Source organism: Mumia zhuanghuii (assembly GCF_042681565.1).
Taxonomy (GTDB): domain Bacteria; phylum Actinomycetota; class Actinomycetes; order Propionibacteriales; family Nocardioidaceae; genus Mumia.
This window is the reverse complement of record NZ_JBHUFT010000008.1, coordinates 559,417-574,863: the sequence shown is the minus strand read 5'-3', so window position 1 is coordinate 574,863 and position 15,447 is coordinate 559,417. Positions and strand designations below refer to the sequence as shown.

Below are 15,447 nucleotides of genomic sequence, written 5' to 3'. Positions count from 1 at the left end.
GGTGGGCAGGAGTCTCGCAGCGATCACACACCTCGCGCCGTGACTCAGGTCACGCCGTGCCTGTGGAGAACCGTGCCGCTGCGTTCGGCTGCACCTAGCATGGCCGGATGCCCCGTCTCGAGGAAGCACTCCGTTCCGCCCCCGCCGCTGCGTCGGGCGGCCGTCGCGCAGCCCCCGCGATGGTCCTCGCGCTCGTCCTCACGGTCGCCGGGTGTGGCGAAGGCGATACGAGCGCAGGCACACCCGAGGGCACGGTCACCTCATCCGCACCGACAGCGACCACGGCGCCCACCACGACTCCGACGACCGAGCCGACGCCCGAGCCCGCGCCCGAGACACCGACGACGCCGGCGCCCTCCCCACCCTCCGACACCAGCTCCACCCCCAGCACCGGCGAGCTCGCCGCAGCCAAGGCGGGACGCGGTCCCGTCGGCGTGTGGCGCAACCGCGAACTGCAGTGGGTGCTGCGCATCAAGAAGAACGGACGCTTTGTCGATGACTTCGCCGGCGTCAAGAACATCCGCTCCGGCAAGTGGCGCCTCAAGGGCAAGAAGGTGATCCTCAAGGGCGGCGACGGCGTGACCACCCGGGGCAGGCTCAAGTCCAAGACCCTCACCATCAGGGGGACCGTGCTCGTCCGCGTCCGATGAGGCTCGCTAGCCTGTCGGGGTGCGACTCGTCATTGCCCGTTGCCAGGTCGACTATGCAGGTCGCCTCACGGCCCACCTCCCGATGGCCACACGTCTCATCCTCGTGAAGTCGGACGGATCGGTGTCGATCCACTCCGACGACCGCGCGTACAAGCCTCTCAACTGGATGAGCCCTCCGGCGACGCTGCGCGAGGTCAGGACCGAGGACGGCGCCCTCGAGTGGACGGTCTCGGCCACCAAGACCGACGACACGCTGCGGATCCTCATCGACGAGCTCGTCCACGACTCGAGCCACGACCTGGGCATCGACCCGGGGCTCCAGAAGGACGGCGTCGAGAAGCACCTCCAGGAGCTCCTGGCCGAGCACCCGACGACGCTCGGTGACGGCATGACCCTGGTGCGCCGCGAGTACATGACCGCGATCGGCCCCGTGGACCTCTTGTGCAAGGACCCCGACGGCGCCTCGGTCGCGATCGAGGTGAAGCGACGCGGCGAGATCGACGGCGTCGAGCAGCTCACGCGCTACCTCGAGCTGATGAACCGCGATCCCCTGCTCGCCCCCGTACGCGGCATTTTCGCGGCGCAGGAGATCAAGCCGCAGGCCCGCACGCTCGCGACCGACCGTGGCATCGAGTGCCGCGTCGTCGACTACGACGCGCTGCGCGGCATCGACGACCCGAGTCTGCGCCTGTTCTGAGCGCGCGAGCCCCTTATGGGGCTCCTAGGCTCGCCCGCATGGCCGCCGACGGTGGAGTCGCGCCTCAGAGAGGACGACGACCACCCACGGCGGGCGCTCGTCGGCCTGCCCGCTATGACGTCTCGGGAGCGGCGGGCCAGGTGAACGCGGGATCACGCGCGTACTCGTCGCGGCGCCAGGCCAGTGCCATCGCCACCATCTCGTGGGCACCGCGACCGATGATCACGCGACGTGGCGGGGCGGGCTGGGCGACGAGCGCGAGGAGAGCCGCCGCGGCCACCTCAGGGGGCTCGTCGGCGTCGACGGCAGCGTCGTCGGCGGCACCGTCGGGATAGGACGGCATGCCGAGCACCGCCTCGCGCACCGGCGCGTACGCCGTGATCGCGCTCTCGGCGAAGGCCATGCTCGTGCCCGCCCAGTCGGTCGCGAAGCCGCCCAGCTGCGCCATGGTCACGTGGATGCCGAACGGCGCGACCTCGTCGGCCATCGCGCTGCTGAACCCTTCGAGCCCCCACTTGCTCGCGTTGTAGAGCCCGAACAACGGAACGGTCCCGACCGCACCGACGGTCGAGATCTGGACGACGTGGCCGCCGCCCTGCGCACGCAGGTAGGGCAGGGCAGCCTGCGAGACCCAGATCGCGCCGAGCAGGTTCGTGTCGAGCTGACGGCGCACCTCGTCCTCGGCGAGCTCCTCGATCGCGCCGATCTGCCCGTACCCGGCGTTGTTGACCACGACGTCGAGTCGTCCGAGCCGGCCGTGAGCCTCCGCGACGGTCCGGACGACGGCGGACCGGTCGGTCACGTCGAGCGGGAGAACGACGAGCTGGTCTCCGTACGCGGCGGCGAGGTCGTCGAGCACGGCGGGCGTGCGTGCGGTGGCCGCGACCCTGTCACCAACCTCGAGGGCGGCGACGACGAAAGCCCGCCCCAGCCCTCGTCCTGCTCCGGTCACGAACCAGGTCCGTTGCTGGGTCATGGCACTCCCTGTCCTCGTCGGGTGGCGAGACGATGCGTCTCGTCTCGTACGAGACTACACGCATGGCCCCGCTCGCCGCCATCAGGTATGCAAGGAGGCATGATCCGCATCGAGGTCGTCCAGGGCGACATCACGACCGTCCGGGCTGACGCCGTCGTCAACGCCGCGAACAGCACGTTGCTCGGCGGTGGCGGCGTGGACGGCGCGATCCACCGCGCCGGCGGGCCGGAGATCCTCGAGGCGTGCCGCGAGCTGCGGGTGACGAGCCATCGAGAGGGACTGCCGACGGGCGACGCGGTCGCGACCACGGGCGGCCGCCTCCCGGCCCGCTGGGTCATCCACACCGTCGGCCCGGTGTGGTCCGGGCACGAGGACCGTACAGACCTGCTCCGGTCGGCGTACGCACGCAGCCTCGCGGTCGCCGACGAGCTCCAGGCACGCGTGGTCGCCTTCCCGCTGATCTCCGCCGGTGCGTACGGCTGGCCCCTGGACGATGCGGTCGCCGTCGCGGTCTCGACGATCCGCGGCGCCACGACCGAGGTCGAGCGGGTCGTCCTCGTCGCCTACGGCGAGGCGGCCGACCGGCTGCTGCGCGCTGCCGTGGATTGAGCCTTCACTCGGCGTCCGGCCCCTGCTCGCGCACGCGCTGCACGTGCGCGAGCGAGTCGCGCAGCTCGTCGAGCCACGTGTCCGCGTGCCGCTGGACCAGCCGCACGCACCAGCCGAGCGCGTCGCTGCGACTGCGCGCGACACCGCCGGCGACGAGCGTGTCGAGCACCTGCCGCTCGGGCTGCCGCAGCCGCGTCATCACCGGGGACGCGAGATGGGTGAAGAGCGCTCGCGTGTCACCGCACTCCACGCCCCACGACACCGTACGGGTGAACCGGTGCTGGGCTTCACGCGCGACCTCGATCCGCGCGTCCCGGGTACGCGCACGGAACTCACGGATCCGACCCTCGACCGCACCTGCCCGCTCGGCGTCGGAGGCCCCCTCAGGCAGAGCGGGCTCGGGGATGCGTCCGATCACCACGATCTCCTCGCGGTCGACGGTCACGCTGACGAGCTCCTCGAACAGCCCCTCGGGCAGGCGACCCGCGAACCACCCACGCACCTCGTCCGTCTCAGCCTCGGTAATCATGTAATCCGTCTTACGCCCGTTTGTCCGAAATGACAAGGGGTCTACGCCCGGGCCCTGGGACGACCGCCGCATTCTCGCCCAAGAAGGCAGCCGGTCCCGCTACGGTCCTGCGCATGTGGACGTATCGCGGTGACGAACCGACCGTCGTGCAGTGGCTGGTCACCATCCGGGTCGGGCACGAGGGCCACCGGCTCGCTGCCAAGGCCGCCCGCCGGCGGCACCGCCTCATCGGAGCGACGGCGGTCGTCCTCGCGGCGCTCGCCGCCTCCGCCAGCTTCACGAGCCTGCTGTCGGAGCCGCGCGCGTGGCTCCAGGTCACCGCCGGCGCGCTTGCCGTCGCGACAGCGGCCACGGCGCTGCTGCACACCTTGCTCAACGACGCGGACGTGATCGCCGCGCACCAGCGCGCGGGCGCCGAGTACGGCGACGTCCGACGCCAGCTCGAGCAGGCGATCTTGTCCGAGCGCATCACCGACGACCGCCTCTCCGAGATCCGCGCCGACTGGACCCGCGTCGAGAAGGCCTCCCCGACTCTGCCCGGGCGTGCGTCGCGGCGCGCGGCACAGCAGCTCGAGGCTCTTGCCGAGACCGTGGCGCCGCCCGCCGCTGCGACACCGGCCACCGTGGCGCGGGACGCCGAGATCGACGAGCCCCTCAAAGAGCTCACCGCGAGCTGATCACCCGGCAGCGCCGCCGGCGGCTCAGAGGGTGTCGAGCAGGTCGGCGACCTCGTCGGCGCACCCCCACGACAGTGTCACGCCAGCACCGCCGTGCCCGTAGCAGTGCACGACGGGGCTCGCGCCCTCGCGCCGCTCGAGCGCGAGCCGCACGGTCGGACGCGCGGGCCGCAGTCCGACCCGGACGCCGAGCACCGGTGCACCGCGAAGCGCCGGGACCAGCGCGGCGGCACGTGCCAGGATCGCCTCGGAGTCCTGCGTACGAGGGGCGAGGTCCCAGACTCCGGGCTCACTTGTGCCCCCGACCACGACGTCGTCGCCGCGCGGCACGACGTACGTGACGGTGTCGTCCCGGTCCGCGAGGACCACCTCGTCGACTCCGGGAACGGGCGGGAGGCGCAGCACCTGACCTCGTACGGGGCTGGTGGTCTCGTCACTGCTCAGCAGCCGGCTGCCGAGACCCGAAGCGTTCACGACCGCGTCCGCCCCGGGTGGCAGGGCCGACAGCGCCATGCGGGTGACCGTGCCGCCGGACGCAGCGAGCCTACGCTCGAGGTAGTCGAGGTAGCGCGGCATGTGCGCGACCGCCCCGTCGAACGTCCACCCGTCGGCGTAGCCGTCCGGAGGCGAGGCGATCCGGCGCAGGTCCGGCACCGCCTCGCGCCACCACGGATCGGGCGACCGCTCGGGCAGCAGCTCCTGAGTGCGCCGTACGAGCACGCCCGGACCTCCGTCCGACTCGTCCGCGGCGAGCGCGGCGAACACCTCGTACGACCTGCGGGCCCAGCCGAGGACGCGGTCGACGGGGAACGCGAGGTACGGATACCAGCAGGCCGCGGCGACGGCCGAGGTCGTCTCGCGCGGCAGGTCGCGCGCGAGGACGTCGACGTGGTGGCCGCGCTCAGCAGCCACCACGGCGCACGTCAGTCCCGTGACACCGGCCCCGACCACCAGGACTCGCACGGGTCCGCCGGGTGCCTCAGGCCCCGGCGACCGGCGGGGCGGTCGGATCGGCCGCCTCGCCCTTCTCCTCGCGAGCGACCCAGTGCTCGATCGCCTCGAGGTCGTCCGCCGACCGGGTCACGACGGCGAGGAGGTCGCTCATCTTGGAGACCTCCTCGACCTGCTCCTTGATGAACCACTGCATGAACTGGTCGGACGCGAAGTCGTTCGCGTCGCGCGCCACGCGGGTCAGCTCGTTGATCTGGTCGGTGACCCGCTTCTCCTGGGCAAGCGCCAATGTCACCGGCGCGACCGCGTCGTCGAAGTCGTTGATCGGGTCAGCGACGCCCGGGACGCGCACCGGCACGTCGGCGTCCAGGAGGTACTGCACCATCATCATCGCGTGGTCGCGCTCCTCCAGCGCCTGCTGGAAGAAGAGCGCCGCCATGCGCGGCATGGTGAGCGCGTCGTAGTAGCACGCGATCGCGACGTACTGCTGGTGTGCGGCGAACTCGTGCCCCACCTGCTCGCTGAGCAGCGCCGCGAACTTGTCGGATGCCATGTGCCTCACTCCTCGCTGCGGGCTCCCTGCCCGCGTCGTCGTCCGTACCCCCGACGCTAGTCGGAGGTACGGACGCATACCAGCAAGGCGTGGCTAGCCTCAGGCCAGATCGTTGGCCCTGCGGATCACGTCGACGATGTCGTCCATGATCTGCGTCATGCCGTAGTCCTTCGGCGTGTAGACCGCCGCGACACCCGCCTCGATGAGACGCCGTGCGTCGGACTCGGGGATGATGCCGCCGACGACGACCGGCACGTCCCCGATCCCCGCCTCGCGCAGCAGCGACAGCACGTCGGGGACGAGCTCCATGTGCGACCCGGAGAGGATCGACAACCCGATGCAGTCGACGTCCTCGTCCACGGCCGCCGCGACGATCTGTGTCGGGGTCAGGCGGATGCCCTGGTAGACGACCTCGAACCCAGCGTCGCGCGCACGCACCGCGATCTGCTCGGCGCCGTTGGAGTGTCCGTCCAGGCCAGGCTTGCCGACGAGCAGACGCAACCGTCCGCCGAGCTCCTCCCCGGTCGCCTTCACACGCTCGCGTACCGCGGTGAGCTCTGCTCCTGCCTCGGCCACTCCGACCACCCCCGTCACACCGGTCGGCGCGCGGAACTCGCCGAACACCTCGCGCAGCGCGCCTGCCCACTCACCGGTCGTCACGCCGACGCGCGCACCGGCCAGCGTGGCGTCCATCAGGTTCGCGTCGGTCTTGGCGTCGGTGCGGAGCCGCTCCAGCGCCTCGGCGACCTCCGCCTCGTCACGTTGCCCGCGCCACGCGATGACGCGCTCGATGGCGCTCGCCTCGGCCAACGGGTCGGCGGTCTGGATCGCCGCGTCGAGGTCGGCCGTCAGTGGCGACTCCTCGGTCTCCTTGTAGGCGTTCACGCCGACGACGAGCTGGTCGCCCGCCTCGATCTGCGCGCGACGCGCTGCGTGGGAGGCAACCAGCGCCTGCTTCATGTAGCCCGACTCGACCGCGGCGACCGCACCGCCCATCGCCTGGACACGGTCGATCTCCTCCTTGGCGCCGGCGACCAGCTCGGCGACCTTGGCCTCGATGACGTGGCTGCCGTCGAAGATGTCGCCGTACTCGAGCAGGTCCGACTCGTACGCGAGAACCTGCTGGAGACGCAGGGACCACTGCTGGTCCCACGGACGTGGGAGGCCGAGCGCCTCGTTCCACGCCGGCAGCTGGATGGCGCGGGCGCGGGCGTTCTTGCTCAGGCTGACGCCGAGCATCTCGAGCACGATGCGCTGCACGTTGTTCTCCGGCTGCGCCTCGGTGAGCCCGAGCGAGTTGACCTGGACTCCGTAGCGGAAGCGCCGCATCTTGGGGTCCTGCACGCCGTAGCGCTCGCGCGTGATCTCGTCCCACAGCTGGCCGAAGGCGCGCATCTTGCACGTCTCCTCGATGAACCGGACACCCGCGTTGACGAAGAACGAGATGCGTCCGACGACCTTCTCGAACTCCTCCGGCGGCACCTGCCCGGCGTCGCGGACCGCGTCGAGGATCGTGATCGCCGTCGACAGGGCGTAGGCGAGCTCCTGGACGGGCGTCGCGCCGGCCTCCTGCAGGTGGTAGCTGCAGATGTTGAGCGGGTTCCACTTGGGCATGTTGACGACCGTGTAGGCGATCATGTCGGTCGTCAGCCGGATCGAGGCCGCCGGCGGGAACACGTACGTCCCACGCGAGAGGTATTCCTTGATGATGTCGTTCTGGGTGGTCCCCGCGAGCTGGCCGACCCACTCCTGCGGGTCCTCGCCGGCCTCGCGCGCCTGCTCCTCCGCGACGACCTGATACATCGCGAGCAGCCACATGGCCGTCGCGTTGATGGTCATCGAGGTGTTCATCGTGTTGAGAGGGATGCCCTCGAAAAGGCGGCGCATCTCCCCGAGGTCGGGGACCGGCACGCCGACCTTGCCGACCTCGCCGCGGCTGAGCTCGTGGTCGGGGTCGTAGCCGGTCTGGGTCGGCAGGTCGAAGGCGACGGACAGACCCGTCTGCCCCTTCGCGAGGTTGCGGCGGTACAGCGCGTTGGAGTCAGCCGCCGAGGAGTGCCCGGCGTAGGTGCGCATCACCCAGGGGCGATCGCGAGGGGTCTTGTCGGCCATGCGGCTTAGGTTAGACGCTTGTGACCGGTCGGTAACACCCACGTGATCGGAGTCACGAGGGTCACATCGGGAGCCCGCGGGTGCACACTGACGGTATGGGTGGCAGAGGGGCTCTCGTCGGGTACGCGTTCGTGCCTCTCATCAGTCTGCTCGCCGTGGCCGGGCTGGCCCTGATCCTCAAGTGGGCGCACTCCCCCGGCAAGCGCGTCCGGCTCCCTTCGTACGGGATGCTCGTCCCCGTCGCTCGGTGCAAGGACCAGCACGGTGCCGAGATCACCGCGGCGCGACTGCGGACCGAAGGCATCCGGGCGTCGGTCACGCACGACGTCCGTGGGTGGCTCGTGCTCGCCTGGTCCGCGCAGGCGGATGTCGCCCGCGCGTGGGTCGCCGCCCGCCACCCCCACCCCTGACCTCGCGAGTCACTGCGCGCTCGAGAGTCAGTTCGCGAGGAATAGGGTGGGCGCCATGGTCAACCTCACCCGTATCTACACGCGTACCGGCGACGACGGCACGACCCGTTTGGTCGACATGAGCAAGACGTCGAAGCTCGACCTCCGGCTCCAGGCGTACGCCGACACCGACGAGCTCAACAGCCACCTCGGATACGCCCGGTCACTGGGCACGCTCGACGAGGACGTCGACGCGGTGCTCGCGCGGGTGCAGAATGACCTCTTCGATGTCGGTGCCGATCTGGGCGCTCCGGTCGTCGAGAACCCGGAGTACCCGCCGCTGCGTGTGGAGCCGGAGTACGTCGAGCGGCTCGAGCAGTGGTGCGACCACTACAACGCCGAGATCGAACCGCTGAGGTCGTTCATCCTGCCCGGCGGTACGCCTGCGGCGTCGGTCCTGCACATCGCTCGTACGGTCTGCCGACGATCCGAGCGCAGCGCGTGGGCAGCGATCGAGGAGCACGGCGACACGATGAACATCCTTACCGCGAAGTATCTGAACCGTCTCTCGGACCTGCTCTTCATTCTCGCCCGCTACGCCAACCGCGAGGTCGGCGACGTGCTGTGGGTCCCCGGCGGAGAGCGCTGACCCGCCCGTACGGGCGCAGCGGGGGGCGTCAGATGACGTTGTTGACTTCGCGGCCGGGAGGCGATGACTCCAGCCAGGCGAGGAGGCCCGTCAGCGCCTGCGGGCTGAGGGCGAGCTGGATCTCGGTCTCGCCGTCGACCGAGCACTGGACGATCGTGTTGCCCGCGTGCAGCGCAAACGTCTCTGAGCCGACCGGCTTGCGGCGCCCGAGCACCTCGACGTGGCCGCGCTCCAGCCGGAGTACAGGACGCGGGGAGAAAGAGAAGGTGCGGAACCACTCGAGATGGATGTCGCCGTAACGACCGATCCCTAGGGTCCACCCGCGAGGGTCACCCTCCTCGCGCGGAACATCACGCTTGCGGTTGACGCTGAGGTCGAACGTACTGCCGCCACGGGCGAGGATTCGCCGACGCGCTGCCAGCCCGATGACCGCAAGAACGACCAGGGCCAGAAGCAGGCCGAGGGAGTCGAGCACCCACAACCAGATCGGCATGTGTGCCCTCCTCCCTCGACGAGCGACTCAAGATCTCCTGTGTAGACCTTAGGACGCGAGCTCAACGGCGCGGATACGGGCCTCCAGACGGCGTACCGTCTCAGCGGCCTCTTCGTCGTCGCTTCCCTCGGACTTGATCCGCTCGAGGTCGTGCTTCGCGCGCTCCAGGTCGATGTCGTGCGACATGACCGCGCTCTCCGCCAGGATCGACACGCGGTTTGCGGCCACCGAGAGGAAGCCCGAGTCGACCGCGGCCACCCAGGTCTCCTTCGTGTCCGTCTCGATCTCGACGACCCCGTCGGCGAGCACCGACATCACCGGGGCGTGCCCCGGGAGGATGCCGATGTCACCGTCGAGCGTCCGAGTCATCAAGGACGTGGCCTCGCCGGACCAGAGCAGCCGGTCGGCGCTCACGAGCTCGACGTGCAGTGTGCCTGCCATCAGAGGACTCCTTCTCTCCCGATCAGGAGCTCTTCTGGATCTCGGCCCACTTCTTCTCGACGTCGTCCAGACCGCCGCACATGAAGAACGCCTGCTCGGCCACGTGGTCGTACTCGCCGTCCGAGATGCGCTTGAACGCATCCACGGTCTCGTCGAGCGGGACCGTGGAGCCCTCGATGCCCGTGAACTGCTTCGCCACGTAGGTGTTCTGCGAGAGGAAGCGCTGGATGCGACGGGCGCGGGACACGACCGTCTTGTCCTCCTCCGACAGCTCGTCGACACCGAGGATCGCGATGATGTCCTGCAGCTCCTTGTTGCGCTGGAGGATCTGCTTGACACGGGTCGCGACCTGGTAGTGGTCGGCCGAGATGTAGCGCGGGTCCAGGATTCGCGACGTCGACGTCAGCGGGTCCACGGCCGGGTAGATGCCCTGCGAGGCGATCTCACGGCTGAGCTCGGTCGTGGCGTCGAGGTGCGCGAACGTCGTCGCAGGCGCCGGGTCGGTGTAGTCGTCGGCCGGCACGTAGATCGCCTGCATCGAGGTGATCGAGTGGCCACGCGTCGACGTGATCCGCTCCTGCAGCACGCCCATCTCATCGGCCAGGGTCGGCTGGTAGCCCACCGCGGACGGCATACGGCCGAGCAGCGTGGAGACCTCCGAGCCGGCCTGGGTGAACCGGAAGATGTTGTCGATGAAGAGGAGCACGTCCTGCTTCTGGACATCGCGGAAGTACTCCGCCATCGTCAGCGCCGACAGGGCGACACGCAGACGCGCGCCCGGCGGCTCGTCCATCTGGCCGAAGACCAGTGCGGTCTGGCCGAGAACGCCCGACTCGTCCATCTCGACGATGAGGTCGTTGCCCTCACGAGTGCGCTCACCGACACCGGCGAACACCGACACACCACCGTGGTCGCGGGCAACACGGGCGATCATCTCCTGGATGAGCACCGTCTTGCCGACACCGGCGCCGCCGAACAGGCCGATCTTGCCGCCCAGGACGTACGGGGTGAGGAGGTCGATGACCTTGATGCCGGTCTGGAACATCTCGGTCTTCGGCTCGAGCGAGTCGAAGGACGGAGCCTTGCGGTGGATGCCCCAGCGCTCCTTGATGTCGAGCACCTCGCCCTCTTCGAGGTTGAGGCACTCGCCGATCGTGTTGAAGACGTGGCCCAGGGTCACGTCGCCCACCGGCACCGAGATCGGCTTGCCGGTGTCGCGCACGACGGCGCCGCGGACAAGGCCGTCGGTCGGCTGCATGGAGATCGCGCGGACCATGCCGTCACCGATGTGCTGGGCGACCTCGAGCGTGAGAGGGCGGCCCTCGGCGTCGAGCGCCGTGTGGACCTGCAGGGCGTTGTAGATTTCCGGCATCTGGTCCGTCGGGAACTCGACGTCGATGACCGGACCGGTGACACGGGCGATACGGCCCGTCGTCGTGGTCTCGTTGACAGTGGCAGTCATGTTTCACTCACTCCCGGCGGTCGCGTCGGCGAGGGCGTTCGCGCCACCGACGATCTCACTGATTTCCTGGGTAATCCCGGCCTGACGGGCCTGGTTGGCGATTCGGGTGTACTTCTGGATCAGGTCCTCGGCATTGTCGGTCGCGTTCTTCATCGCCTGCTGGCGAGCCGCGAGCTCCGATGCCGCCGCCTGGAGCAGGCAGAAGTAGAGCCGGTGGTTGACGTACTTCGGCAGGAGCGCATCGAGCACCTCCGACGCCGACGGCTCGAACTCGTACAGGGGGTAGACGTCGCCGTTCTCCGGCGCCTCCGTCCCCTCGACGACCTCGAGCGGGAGCAGCCGGATGACCTCGGGGGTCTGGCTGATCATCGAACGGAACCGGGTGAATACGATGTGGAGCTCGTCCACGGCACGCGCCGGGTCCCCGGTCTCCGGGTCCTCGGGATCGATGAGGAACGCGGACGTGAGGACGTCACCGATCTCGCGGGCGTTCGCGTAGCCCGGGCGGTCGGAGAAGCCGTTCCACGCCTGCACCACGGGGCGCTGGCGGAACCGGAAGTACGCCTCGGCCTTGCGGCCCGTCACGTACATGTCGACCTCCTTGCCCTCGGCGTGGAGCTTCTCGACGAGACGCTCCGACTCCTTGAGGACCGAGGACGAGTACGACCCGGCGAGACCGCGGTCGCTGGAGATGACCAGGACCGCGGCGCGCTTGGGCTCCGGGTTCTCGGTGAGCAGCTTGTGGTCGACGGCACCGAAGGTCGCAAGAGCGGACACCGCGCGCGTGAGCTCACGGGCGTACGGCGTCGCCGCCGCAGCCTGCTGCTGCGCCTTGACGATGCGCGACGCCGCGATAAGCTCCATGGCGCGCGTGATCTTCTTCATCGACTGCGTCGACTTGATCTTCGCACGGTACTCGCGCAGTGAGGTGGCCACGAGAGGTCAGCCTCGCTTCTGCTTGACGATCTGCTCCTGCTCGACATCCTCGTCGGCGAGAGCCTCGTGCTCTTCCTTGCCCGGCTTGATCGAACGGCCGTCGCTGGTCTCGAACTGGTTCGTGAACGCGTCGTACGCCGACTCGAGCGAGCTCGCCGAGTCGTCGCCGAACTTGCCCGTCTCACGGATGGTGTCGAGGATCGCCGGCTCGCTGCGACGCAGGTAGTCGAGGAACTCCGACTCGAAGCGCGAGATGTCGTCAACCGGCACCGGGTCGAGCTTGCCGGTTGTGCCCGCCCACAGCGAGACAACCTGCTCCTCGACCGGGAACGGCTGGTACTGGCCCTGCCGGAACAGCGCCATCAGACGCTCGCCGCGCGCCAGCTGCTGCTTGGAAGCGGCATCCAGGTCGGAGGCGAACATCGCGAAGGCCTCCATCGCACGGTACTGCGCGAGCTCGATCTTGATCGAGCCGGTGACGGCCTTCATCGACTTCAGCATCGCCGAGCTGCCGACGCGCGACACCGAGATGCCGACGTCCACCGCGGGGCGCTGGTTCGAGTTGAACAGGTCCGACTGGAGGAAGATCTGACCGTCGGTGATCGAGATGACGTTGGTCGGGATGTAGGCCGACACGTCGTTGGCCTTCGTCTCGACGACCGGGAGACCCGTCATCGAGCCCGCGCCCAGCTCGTCCGAGAGCTTCGCGCAGCGCTCGAGCAGCCGGCTGTGGAGGTAGAAGACGTCGCCCGGGTACGCCTCGCGGCCCGGCGGGCGGCGAAGCAGCAGCGACACGGCGCGGTAGGCCTCGGCCTGCTTGCTCAGGTCGTCAAAGACGATGAGGACGTGCTTGCCGTCGTACATCCAGTTCTGGCCGATGGCCGAGCCGGTGTACGGGGCGAGGTACTTGAAGCCCGCCGAGTCCGAGGCCGGAGCCGCGACGATCGTCGTGTACTCGAGAGCACCGGCCTCCTCGAGCGCCGAGCGCACCGAGGCGATGGTCGAGCCCTTCTGGCCGATCGCGACGTAGATGCATCGCACCTGCTGGCTGGGGTCTCCCGACTCCCACGCCTGCTTCTGGTTGATGATCGTGTCGATCGCGATGGCGGTCTTGCCGGTCTGACGGTCACCGATGATCAGCTGGCGCTGGCCACGGCCGATCGGCGTCATCGAGTCGATCGCCTTGATGCCGGTCATCAGCGGCTCGTGGACGCTCTTGCGCTCGACCACGGAGGGTGCCTGCAGCTCGAGCGCGCGGCGGCCGCTGGTCGCGACCTCGCCGAGGCCGTCGATCGGGTTGCCGAGCGGATCCACGACACGACCGAGGTAGCCGTCACCCACGGCGACCGAGAGGACCTCGCCGGTGCGCTTGACGGGCTGACCCTCCTCGATGCCGGCGAAGTCACCGAGGATGACGACGCCGATCTCGCGCGAGTCGAGGTTCAGTGCGAGACCGAGCGTCCCGTCCTCGAACTCGAGCAGCTCGTTGGCCATCGCGGACGGCAGGCCCTGGACGCGGGCGATCCCGTCCATCGCCTCCGAGACGACGCCGATCTCCTCGGTGGTCGCCTGCGGCTTGTAGTCGCTGACGAACTGCTGGAGCGCGTCGCGAATCTCATCGGGACGGATCGTGAGCTCCGCCATGTCAGTGCCTACCTTCTTCTCGATCGTGCTGGGGAAGTACTTGGTCCAGGGTTGTGAGGGCCATCGTCAGCCCACGAGTCCGCGACGCGCGTCTGCGAGCTTGGTCGACACCGTGGAGTCGATCCGCTCCCCGGCGATCTCGACGGACAGACCGCCGATCACAGCCGGGTCGACGGTGACGTCCACGTACACCTCTCGACCGTACTTGCGGGCCAATGCTCCGGCCAAACGCTGCTTCTCGTCGGCATCGAGCGCGTACGCAGCGGTGACCAGCGCCTGGAGGCGACCTGCGAGGACAATGGCGTCCTCGGAGAAGCCGGCGAGCGTCTGCTCGAACCCGTGGTTGCGTCCGGCGACCGCCTGTCGGGCCAGGGCGAGGGTCACGTCGTCCGCCTTGCCGTCGAGTAGACGTGAGACGAGGACCTTGCGGCCCTCGACGGAGGTCGCCCGGTCGCCGAGGGCCTGCCGAAGATCGGGGTCGGCCACCACGACGCGCGAGAACTCGAGGAGAGTGTCGGCGACTACGTCGAGCTGACCGTCGCGCTCAGCGCGGCTGAGGACCGCCTGGACACCAGCCTGCTCCAGCGCGTCGGCGACGTCACGCGCCGAACCCCACCGTCCCTGTGCGGCGATCGACACGATCTCCAGCGCACCGGAGCCGATCTTCTCGCCGAACAGGCTGCGGACGAGACCGGCCTTGGCCTCGCCCTCGCTGGCGGGGTCCGACAGCACGCGGCGGAGCACCGGGTTGGCGTCGAGCGCGCCGACGACCGCGAACACGTCCTCGCCTACGGCGACGCCCTCAGCGCCGTCGGCAGCAGCACCGCTGACGGCGTCGAGGACTTGGGCGAGCGAAGCCGCCGAAACGCCCCGCATCAGTTCGCCGATCCGTTCGACGAGCCCTCGAGGTCGACGATGAAGCGCTCGACGGTACGGCGCTGACGCGCCTCGTCCTCCAGCGACTCACCGACGATCCGCGACGCGAGCTCGGTGGAGAGCTGCCCCACCTCGCGGCGCAGAGACTGAACCGCCTGCGCGCGCTCGGCCTCGATCTGCTGGTGCGCGGCCGTGACGATGCGCTGAGCCTCGTCCTGCGCCTGGGTTCGCATCTCGGCAGTGATCGCGGCACCCTGCTCGCGCGCCTCCTCGCGGATGCGTGCGGCTTCGTGCCGGGCCTCGGCGAGCTGGGCGTTGTACTGCTCCAGCGCCGCCTTGGCCTCCTCCTGGGCCTGAGCCGCTTCCTTCATGCCGCCTTCGATCGCGGCGGCACGCTCGGCGTACGCCTTCTCGAAGTTCGGGACGACGAGCTTCGCGACCAGGAAGACGACGATCCCGAAGACGATCAGGCCGAGGATGACCTCGGACCAGACCGGGAGGATGGGGTTGTGCGCCTCCTCCGCGGCCAGCTGTGTGATGTCCATGTGGTGGGACCCTTACGTCTCGACTGGATCAGATAGGCAGGACGAACGCGAGCGCGACGCTGATGATGAACAGCGCCTCGGCGAGGACGAAGCCGAGGATCGCGATCGTCTGCAGGCGCGACTGCGCCTCCGGCTGACGGGCGACGCCGGCGATGTATGCGGCGAAGATGAGGCCGATGCCGACACCGGGACCGATCGCGGCAAGGCCGAGACCGATCATGTTCAGAGAGCCTTCCACGGCTTTTCCTTTCGTCGTCA

19 protein-coding genes are annotated in these 15,447 nt (G+C 69.3%); 6 read left to right on the top strand and 13 right to left on the bottom strand.

Annotated elements, in window-relative coordinates:
• Positions 1-107 precede the first annotated feature (107 nt).
• Together ACFSDF_RS11105 and nucS are read left to right on the top strand one after the other, a co-directional pair.
• The gene (locus ACFSDF_RS11105) at positions 108-650 is read left to right on the top strand and encodes a hypothetical protein (protein WP_167007551.1); all 543 of its coding nucleotides are present in this window, start codon (positions 108-110) and stop codon (positions 648-650) included.
• Between the two features lie 19 nt (positions 651-669).
• Entirely contained in the window at positions 670-1,347 is a 678-nt protein-coding gene (gene nucS / locus ACFSDF_RS11100) for an endonuclease NucS (RefSeq protein WP_167007548.1), read from the top strand.
• 112 nt (positions 1,348-1,459) lie between these two features.
• Here the strand turns inward: nucS and ACFSDF_RS11095 are convergent, their stop codons facing one another.
• A complete protein-coding gene (locus ACFSDF_RS11095) occupies positions 1,460-2,323 on the bottom strand; it encodes an SDR family NAD(P)-dependent oxidoreductase (RefSeq protein WP_167007546.1) in 864 nt (287 codons plus the stop codon).
• A 99-nt stretch (positions 2,324-2,422) separates the two neighbouring features.
• Here ACFSDF_RS11095 and ACFSDF_RS11090 point away from each other — a divergent pair, with 99 nt between their 5' ends.
• Positions 2,423-2,932 (top strand): O-acetyl-ADP-ribose deacetylase, encoded by a 510-nt coding sequence (locus ACFSDF_RS11090; RefSeq protein ID WP_167007544.1) that lies wholly within the window; start codon positions 2,423-2,425, stop codon positions 2,930-2,932.
• A 4-nt stretch (positions 2,933-2,936) separates the two neighbouring features.
• Here ACFSDF_RS11090 and ACFSDF_RS11085 read toward each other — a convergent pair whose 3' ends face one another.
• Positions 2,937-3,461 (bottom strand): hypothetical protein, encoded by a 525-nt coding sequence (locus ACFSDF_RS11085; RefSeq protein WP_167007542.1) that lies wholly within the window; start codon positions 3,459-3,461, stop codon positions 2,937-2,939.
• 113 nt (positions 3,462-3,574) lie between these two features.
• On the opposite strand from ACFSDF_RS11085, the gene ACFSDF_RS11080 reads away from it, so the two are divergent.
• The gene (locus tag ACFSDF_RS11080; protein WP_167252005.1) at positions 3,575-4,138 is read left to right on the top strand and encodes an SLATT domain-containing protein; all 564 of its coding nucleotides are present in this window, start codon (positions 3,575-3,577) and stop codon (positions 4,136-4,138) included.
• A 24-nt stretch (positions 4,139-4,162) separates the two neighbouring features.
• On the opposite strand, the gene ACFSDF_RS11075 is transcribed toward ACFSDF_RS11080, so the two are convergent.
• The 3 genes from ACFSDF_RS11075 to ACFSDF_RS11065 form a co-directional block, all read right to left on the bottom strand.
• On the bottom strand, positions 4,163-5,089 hold the full coding sequence (locus tag ACFSDF_RS11075; RefSeq protein WP_377159048.1) for an FAD-dependent oxidoreductase: 927 nt from the start codon (positions 5,087-5,089) through the stop codon (positions 4,163-4,165).
• A 28-nt stretch (positions 5,090-5,117) separates the two neighbouring features.
• Positions 5,118-5,642 carry a ferritin gene (locus ACFSDF_RS11070; protein ID WP_167007537.1) on the bottom strand — a complete coding sequence of 175 codons (525 nt, stop codon included), beginning with the start codon at positions 5,640-5,642 and terminating at the stop codon, positions 5,118-5,120.
• Between the two features lie 99 nt (positions 5,643-5,741).
• Positions 5,742-7,754 (bottom strand): methylmalonyl-CoA mutase family protein, encoded by a 2,013-nt coding sequence (locus ACFSDF_RS11065; RefSeq protein ID WP_167007535.1) that lies wholly within the window; start codon positions 7,752-7,754, stop codon positions 5,742-5,744.
• Positions 7,755-7,849: 95 nt separating this feature from the next.
• Between ACFSDF_RS11065 and ACFSDF_RS11060 the strand changes: the two genes are divergently transcribed.
• Together ACFSDF_RS11060 and ACFSDF_RS11055 are read left to right on the top strand one after the other, a co-directional pair.
• Positions 7,850-8,164 carry a hypothetical protein gene (locus ACFSDF_RS11060; RefSeq protein WP_167007533.1) on the top strand — a complete coding sequence of 105 codons (315 nt, stop codon included), beginning with the start codon at positions 7,850-7,852 and terminating at the stop codon, positions 8,162-8,164.
• Positions 8,165-8,219: 55 nt separating this feature from the next.
• A complete protein-coding gene (locus ACFSDF_RS11055; RefSeq protein ID WP_167252008.1) occupies positions 8,220-8,792 on the top strand; it encodes a cob(I)yrinic acid a,c-diamide adenosyltransferase in 573 nt (190 codons plus the stop codon).
• Positions 8,793-8,820: 28 nt separating this feature from the next.
• Here the strand turns inward: ACFSDF_RS11055 and ACFSDF_RS11050 are convergent, their stop codons facing one another.
• The 8 genes from ACFSDF_RS11050 to atpE all read right to left on the bottom strand — a co-directional run bounded on the left by ACFSDF_RS11050 (position 8,821) and on the right by atpE (position 15,427).
• A complete protein-coding gene (locus tag ACFSDF_RS11050; RefSeq protein ID WP_167007529.1) occupies positions 8,821-9,285 on the bottom strand; it encodes a DUF2550 domain-containing protein in 465 nt (154 codons plus the stop codon).
• A gap of 48 nt (positions 9,286-9,333) precedes the next feature.
• Complete coding sequence (locus ACFSDF_RS11045; protein WP_167007527.1) at positions 9,334-9,726, bottom strand: F0F1 ATP synthase subunit epsilon; 393 nt, start codon at positions 9,724-9,726, stop codon at positions 9,334-9,336.
• Positions 9,727-9,748: 22 nt separating this feature from the next.
• On the bottom strand, positions 9,749-11,188 hold the full coding sequence (gene atpD, locus ACFSDF_RS11040) for a F0F1 ATP synthase subunit beta (protein WP_167007526.1): 1,440 nt from the start codon (positions 11,186-11,188) through the stop codon (positions 9,749-9,751).
• Between the two features lie 3 nt (positions 11,189-11,191).
• Positions 11,192-12,124, bottom strand: coding sequence for a F0F1 ATP synthase subunit gamma (locus ACFSDF_RS11035; protein WP_167007525.1), 933 nt, complete (start codon positions 12,122-12,124; stop codon positions 11,192-11,194).
• 6 nt (positions 12,125-12,130) lie between these two features.
• Positions 12,131-13,768 carry a F0F1 ATP synthase subunit alpha gene (atpA, locus tag ACFSDF_RS11030; RefSeq protein WP_167007524.1) on the bottom strand — a complete coding sequence of 546 codons (1,638 nt, stop codon included), beginning with the start codon at positions 13,766-13,768 and terminating at the stop codon, positions 12,131-12,133.
• Between the two features lie 66 nt (positions 13,769-13,834).
• The gene (locus ACFSDF_RS11025; RefSeq protein ID WP_167007523.1) at positions 13,835-14,644 is read right to left on the bottom strand and encodes a F0F1 ATP synthase subunit delta; all 810 of its coding nucleotides are present in this window, start codon (positions 14,642-14,644) and stop codon (positions 13,835-13,837) included.
• Complete coding sequence (locus ACFSDF_RS11020; protein ID WP_167007522.1) at positions 14,644-15,189, bottom strand: F0F1 ATP synthase subunit B; 546 nt, start codon at positions 15,187-15,189, stop codon at positions 14,644-14,646. Before ACFSDF_RS11020 ends, ACFSDF_RS11025 begins: the two co-directional genes overlap by 1 nt.
• A 28-nt stretch (positions 15,190-15,217) precedes the next feature.
• Positions 15,218-15,427, bottom strand: coding sequence for an ATP synthase F0 subunit C (atpE, locus tag ACFSDF_RS11015; RefSeq protein WP_149769333.1), 210 nt, complete (start codon positions 15,425-15,427; stop codon positions 15,218-15,220).
• Positions 15,428-15,447: the final 20 nt, after the last annotated feature.

Coding starts and splice junctions, on each gene's coding strand:
- ACFSDF_RS11105 (WP_167007551.1), top strand. CDS start 108: ATGCCCCGTCTCGAGGAAGCACTCCGTTCCGCCCCCGCCGCTGCGTCG.
- ACFSDF_RS11095 (WP_167007546.1), bottom strand. CDS start 2,323: ATGACCCAGCAACGGACCTGGTTCGTGACCGGAGCAGGACGAGGGCTG.
- ACFSDF_RS11090 (WP_167007544.1), top strand. CDS start 2,423: ATGATCCGCATCGAGGTCGTCCAGGGCGACATCACGACCGTCCGGGCT.
- ACFSDF_RS11085 (WP_167007542.1), bottom strand. CDS start 3,461: ATGATTACCGAGGCTGAGACGGACGAGGTGCGTGGGTGGTTCGCGGGT.
- ACFSDF_RS11080 (WP_167252005.1), top strand. CDS start 3,575: ATGTGGACGTATCGCGGTGACGAACCGACCGTCGTGCAGTGGCTGGTC.
- ACFSDF_RS11070 (WP_167007537.1), bottom strand. CDS start 5,642: ATGGCATCCGACAAGTTCGCGGCGCTGCTCAGCGAGCAGGTGGGGCAC.
- ACFSDF_RS11065 (WP_167007535.1), bottom strand. CDS start 7,754: ATGGCCGACAAGACCCCTCGCGATCGCCCCTGGGTGATGCGCACCTAC.
- ACFSDF_RS11060 (WP_167007533.1), top strand. CDS start 7,850: ATGGGTGGCAGAGGGGCTCTCGTCGGGTACGCGTTCGTGCCTCTCATC.
- ACFSDF_RS11055 (WP_167252008.1), top strand. CDS start 8,220: ATGGTCAACCTCACCCGTATCTACACGCGTACCGGCGACGACGGCACG.
- ACFSDF_RS11050 (WP_167007529.1), bottom strand. CDS start 9,285: ATGCCGATCTGGTTGTGGGTGCTCGACTCCCTCGGCCTGCTTCTGGCC.
- ACFSDF_RS11045 (WP_167007527.1), bottom strand. CDS start 9,726: ATGGCAGGCACACTGCACGTCGAGCTCGTGAGCGCCGACCGGCTGCTC.
- atpD (WP_167007526.1), bottom strand. CDS start 11,188: ATGACTGCCACTGTCAACGAGACCACGACGACGGGCCGTATCGCCCGT.
- atpA (WP_167007524.1), bottom strand. CDS start 13,768: ATGGCGGAGCTCACGATCCGTCCCGATGAGATTCGCGACGCGCTCCAG.
- ACFSDF_RS11025 (WP_167007523.1), bottom strand. CDS start 14,644: ATGCGGGGCGTTTCGGCGGCTTCGCTCGCCCAAGTCCTCGACGCCGTC.
- ACFSDF_RS11020 (WP_167007522.1), bottom strand. CDS start 15,189: ATGGACATCACACAGCTGGCCGCGGAGGAGGCGCACAACCCCATCCTC.